At 41.3% G+C, this 14,670-nt stretch carries 22 protein-coding genes; 2 read left to right on the plus strand and 20 right to left on the minus strand.

Annotation, left to right across the window (positions count from 1 at the left end):
• Window positions 1–111: 111 nt before the first annotated feature.
• Window positions 112–756 (plus strand): ankyrin repeat domain-containing protein, encoded by a 645-nt coding sequence (locus P0Y49_15330; protein WEK18162.1) that lies wholly within the window; start codon window positions 112–114, stop codon window positions 754–756.
• Here the strand turns inward: P0Y49_15330 and P0Y49_15335 are convergent, their stop codons facing one another.
• From P0Y49_15335 to P0Y49_15430, 20 genes are all read right to left on the minus strand, one after another.
• Window positions 757–978, minus strand: a complete 222-nt coding sequence (locus P0Y49_15335; protein WEK18163.1) for a PspC domain-containing protein — start codon at window positions 976–978, stop codon at window positions 757–759.
• A gap of 1 nt (window position 979) precedes the next feature.
• Window positions 980–2,260: a DUF2851 family protein gene (locus tag P0Y49_15340; protein WEK18164.1), complete on the minus strand. Its 1,281-nt coding sequence runs from the start codon at window positions 2,258–2,260 to the stop codon at window positions 980–982.
• A 142-nt stretch (window positions 2,261–2,402) separates the two neighbouring features.
• Window positions 2,403–3,269, minus strand: coding sequence for a hypothetical protein (locus P0Y49_15345; GenBank protein ID WEK18165.1), 867 nt, complete (start codon window positions 3,267–3,269; stop codon window positions 2,403–2,405).
• A 1-nt stretch (window position 3,270) separates the two neighbouring features.
• Window positions 3,271–3,753: a hypothetical protein gene (locus P0Y49_15350; GenBank protein WEK18166.1), complete on the minus strand. Its 483-nt coding sequence runs from the start codon at window positions 3,751–3,753 to the stop codon at window positions 3,271–3,273.
• Window positions 3,750–4,556, minus strand: a complete 807-nt coding sequence (locus P0Y49_15355; GenBank protein WEK18167.1) for a hypothetical protein — start codon at window positions 4,554–4,556, stop codon at window positions 3,750–3,752. The genes P0Y49_15350 and P0Y49_15355 overlap by 4 nt, the downstream gene beginning before the upstream one ends.
• On the minus strand, window positions 4,556–4,864 hold the full coding sequence (locus P0Y49_15360; GenBank protein WEK18168.1) for a hypothetical protein: 309 nt from the start codon (window positions 4,862–4,864) through the stop codon (window positions 4,556–4,558). The genes P0Y49_15355 and P0Y49_15360 overlap by 1 nt, the downstream gene beginning before the upstream one ends.
• The gene (locus tag P0Y49_15365; GenBank protein ID WEK18169.1) at window positions 4,861–5,079 is read right to left on the minus strand and encodes a hypothetical protein; all 219 of its coding nucleotides are present in this window, start codon (window positions 5,077–5,079) and stop codon (window positions 4,861–4,863) included. The genes P0Y49_15360 and P0Y49_15365 overlap by 4 nt, the downstream gene beginning before the upstream one ends.
• Window positions 5,076–5,528: a hypothetical protein gene (locus P0Y49_15370; protein ID WEK18170.1), complete on the minus strand. Its 453-nt coding sequence runs from the start codon at window positions 5,526–5,528 to the stop codon at window positions 5,076–5,078. Before P0Y49_15370 ends, P0Y49_15365 begins: the two co-directional genes overlap by 4 nt.
• Window positions 5,528–6,511, minus strand: a complete 984-nt coding sequence (locus P0Y49_15375) for a hypothetical protein (protein ID WEK18171.1) — start codon at window positions 6,509–6,511, stop codon at window positions 5,528–5,530. The genes P0Y49_15370 and P0Y49_15375 overlap by 1 nt, the downstream gene beginning before the upstream one ends.
• 4 nt (window positions 6,512–6,515) lie before the next feature.
• Window positions 6,516–6,884 (minus strand): hypothetical protein, encoded by a 369-nt coding sequence (locus tag P0Y49_15380; protein WEK18172.1) that lies wholly within the window; start codon window positions 6,882–6,884, stop codon window positions 6,516–6,518.
• A 9-nt stretch (window positions 6,885–6,893) separates the two neighbouring features.
• Entirely contained in the window at window positions 6,894–7,520 is a 627-nt protein-coding gene (locus P0Y49_15385; GenBank protein ID WEK18173.1) for a hypothetical protein, read from the minus strand.
• A 32-nt stretch (window positions 7,521–7,552) separates the two neighbouring features.
• On the minus strand, window positions 7,553–9,793 hold the full coding sequence (locus tag P0Y49_15390; protein ID WEK18174.1) for a hypothetical protein: 2,241 nt from the start codon (window positions 9,791–9,793) through the stop codon (window positions 7,553–7,555).
• The gene (locus P0Y49_15395; GenBank protein ID WEK18175.1) at window positions 9,794–10,093 is read right to left on the minus strand and encodes a hypothetical protein; all 300 of its coding nucleotides are present in this window, start codon (window positions 10,091–10,093) and stop codon (window positions 9,794–9,796) included.
• Window positions 10,090–10,698, minus strand: a complete 609-nt coding sequence (locus P0Y49_15400; GenBank protein ID WEK18176.1) for a DUF6046 domain-containing protein — start codon at window positions 10,696–10,698, stop codon at window positions 10,090–10,092. The genes P0Y49_15395 and P0Y49_15400 overlap by 4 nt, the downstream gene beginning before the upstream one ends.
• A 3-nt stretch (window positions 10,699–10,701) precedes the next feature.
• Window positions 10,702–10,878, minus strand: a complete 177-nt coding sequence (locus P0Y49_15405; GenBank protein WEK18177.1) for a hypothetical protein — start codon at window positions 10,876–10,878, stop codon at window positions 10,702–10,704.
• A gap of 23 nt (window positions 10,879–10,901) precedes the next feature.
• Window positions 10,902–11,246 (minus strand): hypothetical protein, encoded by a 345-nt coding sequence (locus P0Y49_15410; protein WEK18178.1) that lies wholly within the window; start codon window positions 11,244–11,246, stop codon window positions 10,902–10,904.
• Window positions 11,246–11,677 carry a hypothetical protein gene (locus P0Y49_15415; protein ID WEK18179.1) on the minus strand — a complete coding sequence of 144 codons (432 nt, stop codon included), beginning with the start codon at window positions 11,675–11,677 and terminating at the stop codon, window positions 11,246–11,248. The genes P0Y49_15410 and P0Y49_15415 overlap by 1 nt, the downstream gene beginning before the upstream one ends.
• Window position 11,678: 1 nt before the next feature.
• Window positions 11,679–12,908 carry a DUF2586 family protein gene (locus tag P0Y49_15420; protein WEK18180.1) on the minus strand — a complete coding sequence of 410 codons (1,230 nt, stop codon included), beginning with the start codon at window positions 12,906–12,908 and terminating at the stop codon, window positions 11,679–11,681.
• 2 nt (window positions 12,909–12,910) lie between these two features.
• On the minus strand, window positions 12,911–13,444 hold the full coding sequence (locus P0Y49_15425; GenBank protein WEK18181.1) for a hypothetical protein: 534 nt from the start codon (window positions 13,442–13,444) through the stop codon (window positions 12,911–12,913).
• 1 nt (window position 13,445) lies between these two features.
• On the minus strand, window positions 13,446–13,961 hold the full coding sequence (locus P0Y49_15430) for a CHAP domain-containing protein (GenBank protein ID WEK18182.1): 516 nt from the start codon (window positions 13,959–13,961) through the stop codon (window positions 13,446–13,448).
• 382 nt (window positions 13,962–14,343) lie between these two features.
• Here P0Y49_15430 and P0Y49_15435 point away from each other — a divergent pair, with 382 nt between their 5' ends.
• Window positions 14,344–14,652: a hypothetical protein gene (locus P0Y49_15435; protein ID WEK18183.1), complete on the plus strand. Its 309-nt coding sequence runs from the start codon at window positions 14,344–14,346 to the stop codon at window positions 14,650–14,652.
• Window positions 14,653–14,670: the final 18 nt, after the last annotated feature.

A 14,670-nucleotide genomic window follows, 5' to 3' on the forward strand; every position in this document is an offset into this window, starting at 1 on the left:
ATGTGCTAAGTTATTATAAACATTGCTAAAAAAACTTTTTATTTACAACCAGCGCCCTATTTGCCTATATTAAATTATTTAACCATTTTTAACCGAAATTTAACATTAGAAATGACGGATCTAGAGACATTAATCGAAACGGGAAGTAGACAGGATATTTTTGATCTTTTAACCGAAACCCCTACCCTTGCTACTAAAGACACCAGTCATGGTATGTCTCCCATTTTGCTGGCCTGCTATTACAAAAAACCTGAAATTGCTGCCTTAATAGCTAATTTCGCTAATCAAATCAACCTGTTTGAAGCCTGCGCTCTGGGCAAACTCGAAGAAACGGCATTCATAACAGAACGTAATCCCAATACGGTGAACGCCTTTTCTAAAGATGGCTTTACGCCATTAGGCCTGGCTGCCTATTTTGGCAATGAAGAGATAACCAAACTCCTGATATCTAGAGGTGCAGATGCAAATATACCTGCCAACAATGGTTATAATGTTTTTCCAATTCACTCTGCAGTAGCTTCGGGAAACCTCAACATCACTAAAATATTAATCAATGCCGGAGCAAATGTAAACGTAGCTCAACAGGCAGGTTTTACACCACTTCATGCCGCAGCACAATTAGGGGATATTGAATTGATCATATTGTTGTTAGAGCACTCCGCAGAAGTTGACATGAGAATGGAAGGTGGTAAATTACCCTCCGATCTTGCAAAGGAAAAGGGCTTCCATGAAATTGCAGAAATCCTTAAAGTTTAACTAAACATCCCAGATCCGCGTCCTGATCTTTTTAATATAATGCCTTACATCCAATACCAATGCGGCAAGTATATAAAACACGATCGGAAAGCCGACAGCCAAAAAAGAAGAATAGATAAAAAACAATCTGATTTTACTGATGGATATACTTAACCGCTCTGCAAGATAGGTACATACCCCAAAACTCTGCTTTTCAATAAAAGTAATGATCCGCTGGAACATGTTATTTTTTTAAGATTTTAATTCCTATAGCACAATTTAGGCATTTTTTCTGACTACAATAGAATTTATTTAACTGAAGTAAAGCCTGGGATGTAAAAGCGCGGTCTGCTATAACCCCTGCGCTTACATATTGATTTACAATAGCATTGCTTTCCGAAGGAATGCGCTCCAGAAAATCAATCGCTCTGTCTACCAGTTCAGGTTGATCCGTATACTTCCCATAAGAGAATAAAAACAGGCAAACGGTATTGATAATGATGTTATGAACGAACTGTAGCCCCGGCTGAACAATGACCTTCCCGGTATTTTTATTGAAATGGTAATGAGTTCGCCAATATTCATTTACAGGCAACTCACTAAAAAGCACCTGCATTTCGGCCACAGAACCTGCTTTTAATATTTTTGAAAATAGATGATTGGATTTTAGAATTAATGCAGCAAACTGCGCCAATCTAATCGTAGGGAAATTCTGTGGCCGCATTCTCAAAAACTTCCATAAAGCAGACTCAATATGGGTTAAACTATGCTTCTTCCTCAAAAAGGCATATTCCTTTTGTAGTTGTCTTGGATAGACTTCAATAAATGGTTGTTCCAAAAATCCTGCCTGTCCAAATATAAGCGCTGCTATTTGCAGAGCATTGTCTTTATATTTAGAAAAAAGATGATGTGGTAAAGCATCGGCAAGTAATTCAAATGGGACTGCATTTACTTTAAAACCAAAGTTTCTGGCCAGAAAATAGTAAAACGTCTGTTCCCAGTCTCCTCTGTTTTGACTGAGCTTCTTAAATACCTCTTCCGATTTTTGTTCAAATCGCTCTATCATTACTCTGGATAAAAAAGCATCTACTACAATCCGATCCACATCTGCAATATGTTTTTGGCAAGGGAAAGGATTTACCGTAGCGATGAGTTCACTATAATTAGCAAATAGATGGTCAGAAAAAAGATTTTTAAGCACAAGCACAGGTACCAAACTGCCGTTTGTCCGATAAATTGGACTATCATATTGATAAACCACATGAAGGACAACGGAATTGTAAGCAGGATTGTGTTGGTGACCATGGGCAAGCCAATCGGAAGATTTGAGGTGAATCTCTACATCACCGACCCAATTCAACCCATCAATAACCAGTTTAGCTCCGCTAAAATCGGGTCCAGCGTGTTTATTTAAAATACCAGGATGTAATACCTGTAATTCCTCTCCGTCTTCACAGTAAAGTTTAGCCGAATTAAGCAGCCTAAACTGCCATATAAAGTGTAAAAAATGCTCAGAAAAATCCATCTCCGAGAATTTAACGCAAAAAAATTAATTGAACCACAAAAACGGCAGTTCTTTTATAAGAGCAAAAACGAAAAATAAAAAAGTTAAAAACCAAACTTCCAAAAGAAAAAAAACGCGCTAGATAATTCAGCGCGTTTAAAGTTTAACGAATCTTTACAACAATATAGACAGCCAAGTATGGTTGCATGTTGTTATGCGGCTGACCTCCACCAGACGGCCTTGTCCTAGCTCCTCCGCTTCCCCCTCCGTTATATCCCTGGTAAGCACCCGCTCCGCCTGAACTAACGCTTCCGGATTCCATTGTATGATCATGATTTGGCATTTCAGCAACTGTAAGTTTATGTGTTTTTTCTCCCCCTAATTCTCCGATAGTATAATTTGTTTGGAGACCAGTAACAGAATCAAAATACCTACCAACTCCAATTAAAGAACGCCCCTGAGCGTCTTTAGTCCCATTGTTACCATTCATCAACGCCCATCCGTCCCATCTTGGTGTTATTCCTAAGCCTGAAGCATCAAAACTAGCCATAAAGGTTCCATCAAAATCGTAGATCTGTCTGATCGCCCCCTTGACATCCACCGCTGCTATTGTATCACTGATATAATCTTTAATGTTATACAAGTTTGTGTTTTTTATCTGTAGCTGAAGCATGGACGATCGGGCTCCTACAATAGCTTTAGCCTCCCTGTACACATTTTTAGATTGTTGATCTGCAAAAATTTTAGGATCGGAAGCCACAAAAGCTCCTTTCACTAAGGTCTTAGTCGCATAATCGGATAAATTGGAGGCGCCATCAAAGCGCAATACCTCACCGGAAATGTAAACTACACCGGCAGCAATACTCAAAGTACCATTACCGTGATCGGTCACTTCGCAGCCCGACAGTGCTAAGTCAATTCCTAAACCAGCAAGCATTGAATTGTTCATCATAAACAATTCATTTTGCATATTGATCAGGTAATCCATCTGACGCGGATAACCGCCTTGTATTTTTAAAAGCTCTTTCATATTAATATAATTCTATAGTAAATCGGCGACCGGCCATGGTATATTTTAAGATAAATGCCTTGATTTCATTTACTTTGAGCGATAACGCAACTGGGACTCTCACCACAAAATCAACATCCGGCACATACTCATTGGAAAAGAAATCGTAATCCTGCTGATTGTTAAACTCTCCGGAGAGGTAGTCAAATTCCTCATAATGCGTATCCGTAGATAAGTATTCATAAGCACCGTCCACGTAATCGAGCTGATGAACCAAATAGATATCAGTTACTTCAAAACGATCGTTCAGCGCTTTTGTAAGTCTATTTACAGAGCTGTTAATGGTTGCCACAGCAAGTTTATTACTCCTGTACGACATAAATGCAGCATACGTTGTGCTTAGCGGTGACAATGCTGTTTTTAGCCAGATCAGATGAAGCGGTTTATGAAACATCTTCGCCAGCAGCAGGTCTGTTAACCTGTTAATATTAAAAGAATACCTCATCCTGCGATATAATTAAAAGTGGCCGATAATGGAAAATCCGGATCTATTTTAAAATACCCCGAACTTGCCTGATATTTTGAAGTAAAAGAAGTATAAGGATCGGTACCTTGCTTAGCCGCAATGTTGATCACTTCCACCTGTTCCTTGGTCACACCTGGAACCTGTTGAAGTGCATCAATCATTTTGTTTACGTAAAATACGGCATCAAATTCAAGCGTATTGATGTAGTTGACAAAAGCAGCTTCTACATTTGGAATCAGATTATCCAGATCAATCTGTGCATTATAATAGATATTTAGGCTGACCTTCATCAAATCAGCAGGTAAACTTTCTACAGCGATACGGGTTCCCGCAGGCCGAATTTGCTGACAATAAGAAAGCAATCCCTGTGCTTCCTGGGCACTGAGTTCCATTGGCTGATTAGCCACAATCTTTGCAGCCTTGATTTTCACAATCCCACGTTCATCGGTGATCGAAACCAAACCGACAATCTGTTTGGCTACATCAATAGCGGGATATACGTAGTGATTGTTCAGGAACTGCAGCAATTCGCCATGCTGATATTCCTTTGTGCGCAATGCCCACCAATACAAAGTTCCATATTGATTGTTATCAATGATCTCCTGAACTTCAGCTTTAAAAAGATCCATTTTGACTTCAAAGAGGTGAATAATACGAGCGAAGACCATGAGCCAGTTGCTCCAGATTGCTGTGGAACTCGGACTATTCAGTTGTTCCAATTCCGGTTGTGCCTGTTTTACCAACAGGGCTTCATTATAAATAATATCTGTTTCTCTTGCCATTATCGTTCTGCATTTACGGTTATCTCCTGGTCGTTAATTATTGTTTCTATTGTTGAGGCGTCGAAGCCATCCAGCTGTAGTTGCAGTCGGATTTCCTGCTTTAACTTCATGATGGTAATGTGATCAAGACGGCTGTTTTTATAGCGATCTATACCGATACCGATCAGCGGCTCGTGCCTGAGCTGCCCCGGGGAGTTCATCAACACCAGCATGATGTGCTGATCGTCGGAATAGCCTACCGAGAAATCCCCATTCTCCACTAACAAATCATTTGTTGAGGACAACATGATATCACTTACATAACTCATTCTATCGTATGATTAAAGGTTCCCGAAACCGGACCATTAGGAGCAGCCAGACCACCTGTATACTTTATCGTTGCGGACTTCACATAAGTATCAATCGCCGTAGCCAGGGCGTTGATAAAATCATCTTTAGCTGTCAGCTCATCTGCATTTGAACCCATCGTATGCTCATACATATTGGTCAGGTCCTGAACCAGTTGTTTCTTATTTAAGCTCATTTTAGTAGATTTTTAATACGTATTTTTAGATTATTAATTCCCGGTACATTTTTAGGGGCATAGATCTTCAGCATCTCCTCACAAAAGCTGGTCAGGATACCCTTAAGATCTTCTTTATCGTTCTTCAGGCTCATACCACCTTTAGCCATTTGAAATACCTGGCCCTGGATCTGTATGGAAAGCTCATCCACTTCGCTAAACATCGCGACATAGTATTGCGTTCTGTTATTGTCAATTGGCGCCAGGATCACTGAACTTCCAATTTTAGGAATGAGCGTGCTACCATTTTTTTGCTGATCCACCGAAGCCCTTAACCTAACATCCAGCACTTCTCCTTCGGTCAGCGTTTCCACATCGCAGGTGAAATTATCCAAATCGACTGACTTCACAATTCCAACCACCGCAGATAAAAATGCTCCTTTTGTTATTTCTTTTATCAGATCCTTCATTACCCTGCTTTATATCCTAATTCTACATTCCTTCGGAAACCGGAGCTTCCAAAATTCACTTTTACGGTATCTGCGAAGTATAAACCCGTTCGCTCCGGAAACATATTATCTTCCACCCGTATGATATCACCATGCTTTACAATAGGATTTCCAAATCCGGTGAGCGATCCTTTATAACCTGCCACCTTAAGCTGGTCAAGGAAAGTTTTAGCCAAATCTGTGACTGATGAATGATTAAGATTTACCGGACATTTCAACGTTCGATTATCGCCGTCCTTGTCTCCGACCTTCACCTCTACCTTGCTATTATCGCTTTGAACGGAAGTTGCTGTAACCCCAATTTTCACATCTTCAGACATGCGGTAGGTCAAGCTGTTATCTACCACATTTTTATTCAGGTTATAAATAACCTTATCACTGGTAGACAATGCGTATGGACCAAGTCCGACATTCAAGACAACATCATTTAATGATTCATCGTATCTAAAAAAGCTATAGATCCCCTGCTGTTCTTTAAGATCTTCAAGCACCTTTGCCGCACTTGAATTAACGATCCTATAACTGCCCAGATCACGATCCACAACTTTACTTTTCCCTTTATAGATGAACGAAATCAACTCTTTTAAGGTCACTTTTCTCCAGGCCTGACTGAATGTTGTTTGCTTCAGGTTCCACATTTCATCTGCACATTCGATGGAAAAAGGCGTTTTAGCATCCACCCTACTCACATAACCGGTAAATTCTCGCTTCAGACTACCATCATAACCAAGATTAATCTCCACCCTGGAGCCCCTGACAATAATATCATTGATATCGTTATAAACACTATTCTTCAACCGAATATGCCGGGGCAGGGTGATCCTGGCTGTATCTGTCAGGTTTTTCCAGGAACTTTCAATTTCTACAGATGCAACGGAGTCGAACATTAATGTATAAGCATCTTTAGGCGTTGTAATTTGTATGTTTAATGAAAGGTTTAGCATCTTCTTATTTATTTATCTGTTTATCAGAGATGGACAACCTGGCCATCTCCTGTAATTTCTCCAGTCTGCTTAAAATCGTATCACTACCAAGACCGATGAGAAAAGCAAAGCCCATGGTCATGTCCTGTCCAAAAAACTCCGATGAAAACCGTAATGCGATAAACACCGGAAGTAAACTTGCCAGCAACTTCAGCAGGTTGTCCTGAAGCAGAAATCTCCATGAAAACTTAAAGGGGGTATGCTTACTCAATTTATTCCGCTTTCTGGCTTTTATTCTTAGAGAGAGGACAGTCCCGATTAAGGCAATGATCATGGCCGCAAAAAATGTGGGTAGATCAGTGTTTCCCAGTAGTAAATGGCTGAACTTTTCCATAAAATATGTTTAATGATCCGGATATAATTCGGAAAATAGATAAAGTGCATACTTATTAATACAAATCCAATTTTCGCCATCACTTTGAAAAGTCAGGTACTGTTGCACTGTTTCCATTATATAAGCTCCGTAATCCGCAGCCCTAAACCCACGAATAAAGATCCTACCCTCCAAATCCAAAACCTGATGATTTCCAGACACCGAAAGGTTCCAGTTATTTGTGATAGTTGAGTTTCTAGCCTTATAAATAAAGTTGATTACCTTACCAACATTAACCGTTGGGTCGGGAAACGTCAAAGTCCGCAACAAAGTATCTGTATTTACAGGAACATTTACCAGATTGTTAGGACCAATAGCACCAAACGTATAATCTGAATTCATTGGAATGGTAAATGCCGTACACGAAAAATTCTGAGCAGCGTTATTCAACAATTGATCTACCTCTTTATAGCGTGCCAACCTTGCCCATCCATAATTAATCCCTTTATACTGCCAGATCGTAGAATCCGGCAGGTGAAGATAAAATTGCGAAGTAGTCAGCTGTTTGAAATTAGCGTCAAATGGAGGCGCGACCTCCTGAGCAGCCAGTTTGAACACAAACAGGACTGCTAAAAGCGTATAAATATATTTCTGCATTTTTATAAAATTTTATAGTAACTCATTAATACCTAAACAGGAACATACCTGTTATTCGTGGCGATCCAATGGTGTCCATTGCTTTGAAAAACAAAGAACTTATTGTTTAAATCTTCTAAGCCATCCGGGCTTGATGCGGAACGAAAACCATTGGCAAAAACGTTCATGTTCGCATCCACAATATTCCCCGCAGAGGCCGTTCGGATACTCCATAAATTTGTACCACCACCAGGCTCAGCTTTCAGAAAAAAGGTCATGGATTTCCCTGCGTTTAAGGATGGGTCGGGAAATGTCAAGGTTCGCACGATTGCATCATTATTATCAGGGACAGTGATGAAAGTGTTTGAGCCTATAGATCCAATTGTATAATTTGAATTCACAGGGATATCGATTGAAGATTCAACCACGGGCCCAGAAGTTCCTTGAGAACGACTAGCTTTTAACACAATTACTCCATTCATCCTATAATCCCCCACATAGACTGCTAGATAATTAATCACCCCATCCTTTATACATTTATTATATCCGAAGCTATTGACAGAATGAAATTCGCCGTCAGGAAATTGATGATAAATATTTTTTTCGTCGATATAAACTACCTGTACATCTGGATACAATCCGAATAATTCTCGTCTGTTGTTCTGATTAAAATCAATCTTCACAGGTACTCCATCCGTATTATATATAAAGGGAATAACTTCCATATTCTCAGTCGCCTCAGTTGGTACTATAGGAGACAATGCCGGAGTCGATTTGATCAAAATATGCCCAGCAGAAGAGCTGTGCCACACAAAAACTTTATCAATCTTACCATCGACAATTGTTTTCTCAGGAATAGATAGCATACGAGCAAATGAACCATCATTATGCTCCCAGCATTCTATATATGGATAAAGACCAAATCTGTTCTGTCGATTATTTTCTTTAAAGTCTATTTCAATAGGATCCGTATTTTCTTCATAATGAAAGACCTCATAATCTCCCTCTATATTTACCGGAGGAAGAACTAATGGACCAGATCCAGATTTCAAGAGAACATACCCTTCCCTAAAAGCCATGTCCACAGTTAGTTTGGTAATTAAACCATTAACTACTGTTTTATGAATATTAGTTGACGAAAGCGAATAGTCACCTCCACCTATTATCACCCACATCTCTATGTCAGGAAACCTTCCAAACAACTTCTGCCTGTCATTAATCGTAAAGTCAATGATCAAGGACGTATCCAAACTAAAAGAAAATGGAATCATCTCGTAATGTCCTTCGTTTGTTGATGAAGGAGGAACCACTAGAGCAGGAGAGGATTTAATTACCGTATACCCATTTCTGAGCCTTCCTAATATATTTATAGATTTCAAAGTCCCATCCTCAGCTAATTCCCTGCTATATCCAGTCCATTCTGAGGCCTCACTTTGTTCACCCGGTTGAAAGGAAAATGATTCAATGTGTGGATAAAGACCAAATCTCTCTAGTCTGTTGTTAATGGTCATATCAAACGTAATTATATCCTGTGAATTACTCATTGGAACAATCTCATAATATCCATTTACATCATTTCCAGAAGTTTTTCCGACAACATCCGGCCCGGACTTCAACAACATGTACTGACCTGGAGAGACACCGCCCACCGTGATAGAAGTTATCTTTTCATCCATATAGTCCTTCTTATAAGAATATACGCCGTTGAAATATTCTACCCCATCTCCGTCTTTCTCCCAGATCTCCACAGTAGGATAAAAGCCAAAAAGTTCCTGCCTGTTGTTCTCTGTAAAATCAATGGTTAAACCAAGGGGATTATACTCCGTAATCTCAATCTTCTCCATATTCACTCCACCAAAATCACCTTTGATGCCTTGAATACCACGTTCCCCTTGAAGTCCCTGAATACCTTGTTCACCAGGCACTCCCTGAATACCCTGCTCGCCGGCATTACCATTGTCCCCTTTATCACCTTTAGGGCCTTGGATCCCAACAGGGCCCTGAGGACCGGTATCTCCTTTTAGTCCTGCCTCCCCACGATCACCTTTATCACCTTTAGCTCCAGCAGTACCAGGCTGACCTTGCTGCCCCGCTGTACCCGTCGGCCCTTGTGGCCCCTGAGTAACCAAACTGATCTGCTGTTGTACAAAAGACCAGATATGAGCCTTCAGCTGGCTGATATTGTACTTTTTGGTGTCGCCGGTTCCCTGTCCCTCGCTGACAGGAATCTCATACTCGTCGCGCAGACTTGTACCCTGGATTAACTGCCATATTTTTTTTAACTCAAACGCCATCTAAATACCAATTAAACTATCATTATTCATTACTATTATTTCTTCTGAGCCGGTAGCAATTACCTCTTCTGTAACCATTGACAACGTACTACTCACCATCATGCTTTTGCTCTTATAATATCTGGCCACCTCATCAGATTCCGTCAAATCTCTAAGCAAGAGCACCTGTCCGGCATACACATCGTCATCAAGCTCCAGATTGTTCATATCGCACAACTCGACAATGGCATCCGCATCTCCGTACTCCTGCATCGCGATATCCATAATATTTTGTCCCACTATTACTGTTACCTTTCTCATTTTAAAAGCTTTCTTTCTATCAGATCCAATTCATAAGGAAGATCACTCACTGCAGCTATTTTAAAAGGCTGAACCTGAATATGCCCTTCCAGCACAGGAAAACTATATTCCTTAATGGCCATCCGGTCGATCCCCAACCTGTTTAGGTATAAGCTGGATACCTTCAATGATCTGGGGATGTCGAGGATCCTTTTCATTTCGGCAACCTGACGATCCGGATATTCGTCTGCATTGTAATTGATGATGAATCCCTGTATGTTAATCTGATAATCCCCCAGACCGATATACTCCAGTACCGATCCGTTACGTCCTACCACCTCCGTGCTTACAATTTTTTTTGCCTGCGACACATCCAGCAACAGCTCATAGGGAAACGTGTATTGCGGAACTACCCCATCATCACGTTTGCGCTTCTGCTGCATATCGTAATAACTAAATTGCTCTGCCTGTATCTGAATAATTTCATACACAGGTGTACCGATGGGAGACATCACCTGCGACTGTGTAGGCGCCCCCTCTCCCATTCCCTCCACAGCAAAGGATGTACTTTGTATTCCAAACTGCGTTTGAAATAACTTTGGCAAATAAAAACTAACTGATGCCATATCTTATAATTCTAAAGTTTCTCCGTCTTTTAGTGAATACCGTTTACTTTCAAAGCTCATTGCCCATTGCAGCCATCTCCAGGCTTCAAAATAATCCTGGTCGTTCAACTGACCAGGATTGATTTTGAGATGATACCAGATGAGTGAATTGATCTTTAAAATCAGATCCTCACCTGGCACATCGGAGATTGCCGGAGCGTCGCTTAGTGCTTTTTTATGCTCGCCTCTAAGAACTTAATGGTTCCTGAAGCCTGTAAAGCCGCAGCCATAGCGATATCCTCATCAGTCTTGCAGCGCAAATCGCCACCCAACCAGGCATTATTCAGAATGAACTCGCCACATTCCAGGATTTTGTCCTTTGCATACAAGCTCATTGCTACCGCCACATGATCGCGGCGTGGTTTGGTAATGTAGCAGGTAGCTACATCATCCCCTGCCACCACTACCTGAATTTCATTGACCACTAAGCCGCTGCTTTTCCAGGCATCAAATTGTGCCTGAGTAATACCACCCGGTAATAACTTCAGTGTTTTTGTTTCAGTCGCCATTATTTTTTATTCCAGTTAATGGTGGTCACATACAATTCCAAAGGAACTGCAATTGCTTCAGCATTGCCATTTCCGGCTTTTTGAGATCTTTTGGTAATCTTGCAGCTTTTCAACACATGAGTAACCAGATTGCCTGTTTCATCATCCAGATAAACCACTGTCACATCGAATGGAGGGATGTCCTGAAGTCTTTTTCCTTCCGGCAGCGATTGAGATAAAGCTTCCACCTCAGTCATCCAAAGCGTCATTTTTGCTGAAGCTTTGTAATTTCCCTGTGTGTAGCCCAGCGGATATTTGCCGGCGCCTTTTACCGAGGTTACATCCTCCTGATCGTCATAGTCGATCTCTGAGATACCTTGTAATGTTCGTCCAAGTACGTTCACTCGTACATCTGCCCAGGAATATTGTTTCCCGTTAATCTTTACATTCATATTAATTAGATTTTAGTGGATTTTTAAAGCCAATTGAAAGGGTTAATTTTCTACCGATTGCTACCGGTACAAAGGTGATTTCTGTGGTAATTTCGTCGGTCTGAAGAATGTTCTGATCCGGATCAATGTATGCATCTACGCCTCCACTGAGATCTCCATTTTCTACCAGTACATCTAAAGAAGAAGAAATGGTATTCTCTAGAGCCTTGCGTTCTTCAGGAAGAATCTTGCCTGTAACAGCATCCACCTTTACGCGACCTTTTACTTTCGGCAACAAAGCTGTTCTTACCAAACGGATTGCTTTATTGATCACCCTGTTACGCTCAATGAACGCGTAATCATCAGAAATCAACGTGCAGGTATGACTATCATTCCAGTAGAGACCTGGTAAACCCGATACCGGTGCAAGGAAGATGTAACCATAGTCATCAAGGCTATCCAGATCATCATCCGTCAATGAACTTACCGGTATACCCGAGCTGACATTTGCAGAGACAAAGGCATCATTTGCCACATCAACCATGTTAAATTCTGCAATCTGCTCACCCACATTTTGAGAAACGGCAATAGCAGAAAGGTGACCACAAAAATCGCCTACAGCGGCATAATTTGGATCAATAGCTGTTGCTGAAGGATCTTGAGCGATCACGACAGAGACATTGGGTGCAGTAAGAGCTCTTAAATCCTCAATCATCAGCCCTCCCATTGGCTCCCCCATTGGCCCTCGATCTGGTCCCACTCTGCGTCCCTCCAATACGATATCCACATACCTGAATTTACTGAATTCAAAATCGTGGAGATCCTGAGCCGTTGCAATCGTAGTCGATAGAGGACTTGAACCCAGATTCCCCATACTGTCCGCTACAAATAGCACTTTAATTCTACCTCCAGCTTCTTTAAGAAGCTTCTGTCCATAAGGCATGTCCTTATCCACCATCTCTTGCATACTCGCTCCTGAAGGAGCCAACAAAATATGCAGTTCCGCATTTGGATTTCGCATGAAGAAGCGTTGGATGTGATGATAAAGCAAGGAGTTATTATCCTTATCGTATTCCTCATCCAAGCCCAAAAGCTTTGCATCCCTCGTTCCTTTTAGTTGATAAACCTTTCCCCATTCAAGCGTTTCCGTACTCATACCCGTACTGACAAAGCCGAATACTGCATCTTCCGTTGGTTGACGGCGACCGAGGCCACCGTTTAATAATTTGATAGATATTCCATCACGTGCCATAATTATTTTTTTATAATTGTTAAAAGTAGTGCTGCAAGCAGCGTTAAGATTATTAAGTAGTTATACCATGGAGTTTTGTACTCTATTTTCTGGGCTGTGGTAATTTCTTTTTGCAGTTGTTTCACCTGCGCGATCAGCAATTGAATGGTTTGATCCTTACTCTCACAGCCAATATTGAGTCGGCCATACTCATCAATCCAATAACTCAGTGCCGCCTTCGTCGATGGATCAGTGAATTCACGAATGGCGGTTGACATTGTTCTTACAACCTCCCTTCCTTCACGAACGGCCAGCACAGAATCTTTGAGATACGCTGCACGTACCGACCTGGCAACCAATATCAGGCTGTCCAGGTCCAATCGCTCTTCGACCTTTGCCCCTTTGATCAGTAGTGACTCCTGTTTATAGGTGGTTATAAGGCTATCGGTTTTCAATACACTGCTGACAACAGGTTGTACAGATCTGCAGGACAGGATACCCAGCGTTGTTACACCCAAGCCGAGCACCATCAGCTTCTTTCTTGTAAGCACCCTCATGCTAGTCAAGTGGATAGATGTAACCTTCAACATTTAGTCCATCGCTTCTAAAGTCTCTGTGAATGGTCCTCAGCTTTTTAGCCACACAATCACCTTCCCTGCTTCCGCTGGCATTGGTATTTCCCTCGATGGTCTGCATGGTATTGTTTGCTTTATCAACACTGATCACGATTCCTGCGTGCCCACTTGAGGTTTTCCCCATACGCCACATCACCAGTGCGCCCACCTTAGGTTCCGGTCCCGTTGCAAAAGTTCCTTCTGCCTTTACCCGCTTTAGTGTGTCGATCACTCCTCCGGTAAAAGTATTCCTGATTATCGGGGCTGTTCTCTTATCCTCAGCATACACTTCGGCAAATACACTTTTCGCAAAAAAAGCACACCATGGCGCCCCACGATACCAACCGGCCGACTTCATTTTTGCTTCAAAAGCAGCATCGTAAAATCCGGCATTACTTCTGATCTCCAGATAGCCAACATAGCGGCTTGCAACTTGAATTATCTTCTCTGTTTTTGTCATCTTATCTTTTTTTAAACTGTTACATCAGCGTGTTTATCGAGGAATACAAATGCTGGTCTGATCTCAAAGTTGACCCAACCTGGCTTGCGTTTTTGCAGCTCTTTTTCACCAGCTATCTGCTCCCGATTTTACCGCCTCAGATCTCCGTTCGCTTAAATCATAATCCAAAAGTCCGCTCAAAAAAGCCCTAAAACAAACGTGTTTTCCCATGTTGGAAAGCATCATAACCTTCATGGTCAGGATCTGTACCATGCAAAGAATTTGCATTATAAAAAGGCAGGTTTTGAGGGCACTTTTGTCTCAGGAAATTCAGAAAACACACTTTATTCAGAGGAGTGTTAAAGAAAAAAACAGACAAACAGTATGGAGAAAAAACAATAAGATGGAACTATCAAATTACGCAGGACTCATTGCAGCAGCATTGGGTGGAGGATCAATCATAAAAATCTGGGAGCACTTTTTCCTCTCTAAAAAAGACGAGTTGAAATCACTGATGATGCTTGTACAACAGCTACAGGCAAATGTGAATGAAAACAACGATCGGGTAAAGGACCTTCAGGCAGAAGTGAAAGAATGGAGAGAAAAGTATTATGCGGCTTTTGAAGAAAAGCACAGCCTGTCACTTGAAATTAAATCACTGCAAACCCAATTAGCAAAGTTCACGGCAAAAATGGCAGCGAACAACCCCTAACAAAAAAACAATTAAAAC

It is taken from the genome of Candidatus Pedobacter colombiensis, assembly GCA_029202485.1.
Classification (GTDB): Bacteria; Bacteroidota; Bacteroidia; order Sphingobacteriales; family Sphingobacteriaceae; genus Pedobacter; species Pedobacter colombiensis.

Bases quoted from the DNA above. Each gene is read 5' to 3' on its own strand.
- P0Y49_15330 (WEK18162.1), top strand. From the start codon at position 112: ATGACGGATCTAGAGACATTAATCGAAACGGGAAGTAGACAGGATATT.
- P0Y49_15335 (WEK18163.1), bottom strand. From the start codon at position 978: ATGTTCCAGCGGATCATTACTTTTATTGAAAAGCAGAGTTTTGGGGTA.
- P0Y49_15340 (WEK18164.1), bottom strand. From the start codon at position 2,260: ATGGATTTTTCTGAGCATTTTTTACACTTTATATGGCAGTTTAGGCTG.
- P0Y49_15345 (WEK18165.1), bottom strand. From the start codon at position 3,269: ATGAAAGAGCTTTTAAAAATACAAGGCGGTTATCCGCGTCAGATGGAT.
- P0Y49_15350 (WEK18166.1), bottom strand. From the start codon at position 3,753: ATGAGGTATTCTTTTAATATTAACAGGTTAACAGACCTGCTGCTGGCG.
- P0Y49_15355 (WEK18167.1), bottom strand. From the start codon at position 4,556: ATGGCAAGAGAAACAGATATTATTTATAATGAAGCCCTGTTGGTAAAA.
- P0Y49_15360 (WEK18168.1), bottom strand. From the start codon at position 4,864: ATGAGTTATGTAAGTGATATCATGTTGTCCTCAACAAATGATTTGTTA.
- P0Y49_15365 (WEK18169.1), bottom strand. From the start codon at position 5,079: ATGAGCTTAAATAAGAAACAACTGGTTCAGGACCTGACCAATATGTAT.
- P0Y49_15370 (WEK18170.1), bottom strand. From the start codon at position 5,528: ATGAAGGATCTGATAAAAGAAATAACAAAAGGAGCATTTTTATCTGCG.
- P0Y49_15375 (WEK18171.1), bottom strand. From the start codon at position 6,511: ATGCTAAACCTTTCATTAAACATACAAATTACAACGCCTAAAGATGCT.
- P0Y49_15380 (WEK18172.1), bottom strand. From the start codon at position 6,884: ATGGAAAAGTTCAGCCATTTACTACTGGGAAACACTGATCTACCCACA.
- P0Y49_15385 (WEK18173.1), bottom strand. From the start codon at position 7,520: ATGCAGAAATATATTTATACGCTTTTAGCAGTCCTGTTTGTGTTCAAA.
- P0Y49_15390 (WEK18174.1), bottom strand. From the start codon at position 9,793: ATGGCGTTTGAGTTAAAAAAAATATGGCAGTTAATCCAGGGTACAAGT.
- P0Y49_15395 (WEK18175.1), bottom strand. From the start codon at position 10,093: ATGAGAAAGGTAACAGTAATAGTGGGACAAAATATTATGGATATCGCG.
- P0Y49_15400 (WEK18176.1), bottom strand. From the start codon at position 10,698: ATGGCATCAGTTAGTTTTTATTTGCCAAAGTTATTTCAAACGCAGTTT.
- P0Y49_15410 (WEK18178.1), bottom strand. From the start codon at position 11,246: ATGGCGACTGAAACAAAAACACTGAAGTTATTACCGGGTGGTATTACT.
- P0Y49_15415 (WEK18179.1), bottom strand. From the start codon at position 11,677: ATGAATGTAAAGATTAACGGGAAACAATATTCCTGGGCAGATGTACGA.
- P0Y49_15420 (WEK18180.1), bottom strand. From the start codon at position 12,908: ATGGCACGTGATGGAATATCTATCAAATTATTAAACGGTGGCCTCGGT.
- P0Y49_15425 (WEK18181.1), bottom strand. From the start codon at position 13,444: ATGAGGGTGCTTACAAGAAAGAAGCTGATGGTGCTCGGCTTGGGTGTA.
- P0Y49_15430 (WEK18182.1), bottom strand. From the start codon at position 13,961: ATGACAAAAACAGAGAAGATAATTCAAGTTGCAAGCCGCTATGTTGGC.
- P0Y49_15435 (WEK18183.1), top strand. From the start codon at position 14,344: ATGGAACTATCAAATTACGCAGGACTCATTGCAGCAGCATTGGGTGGA.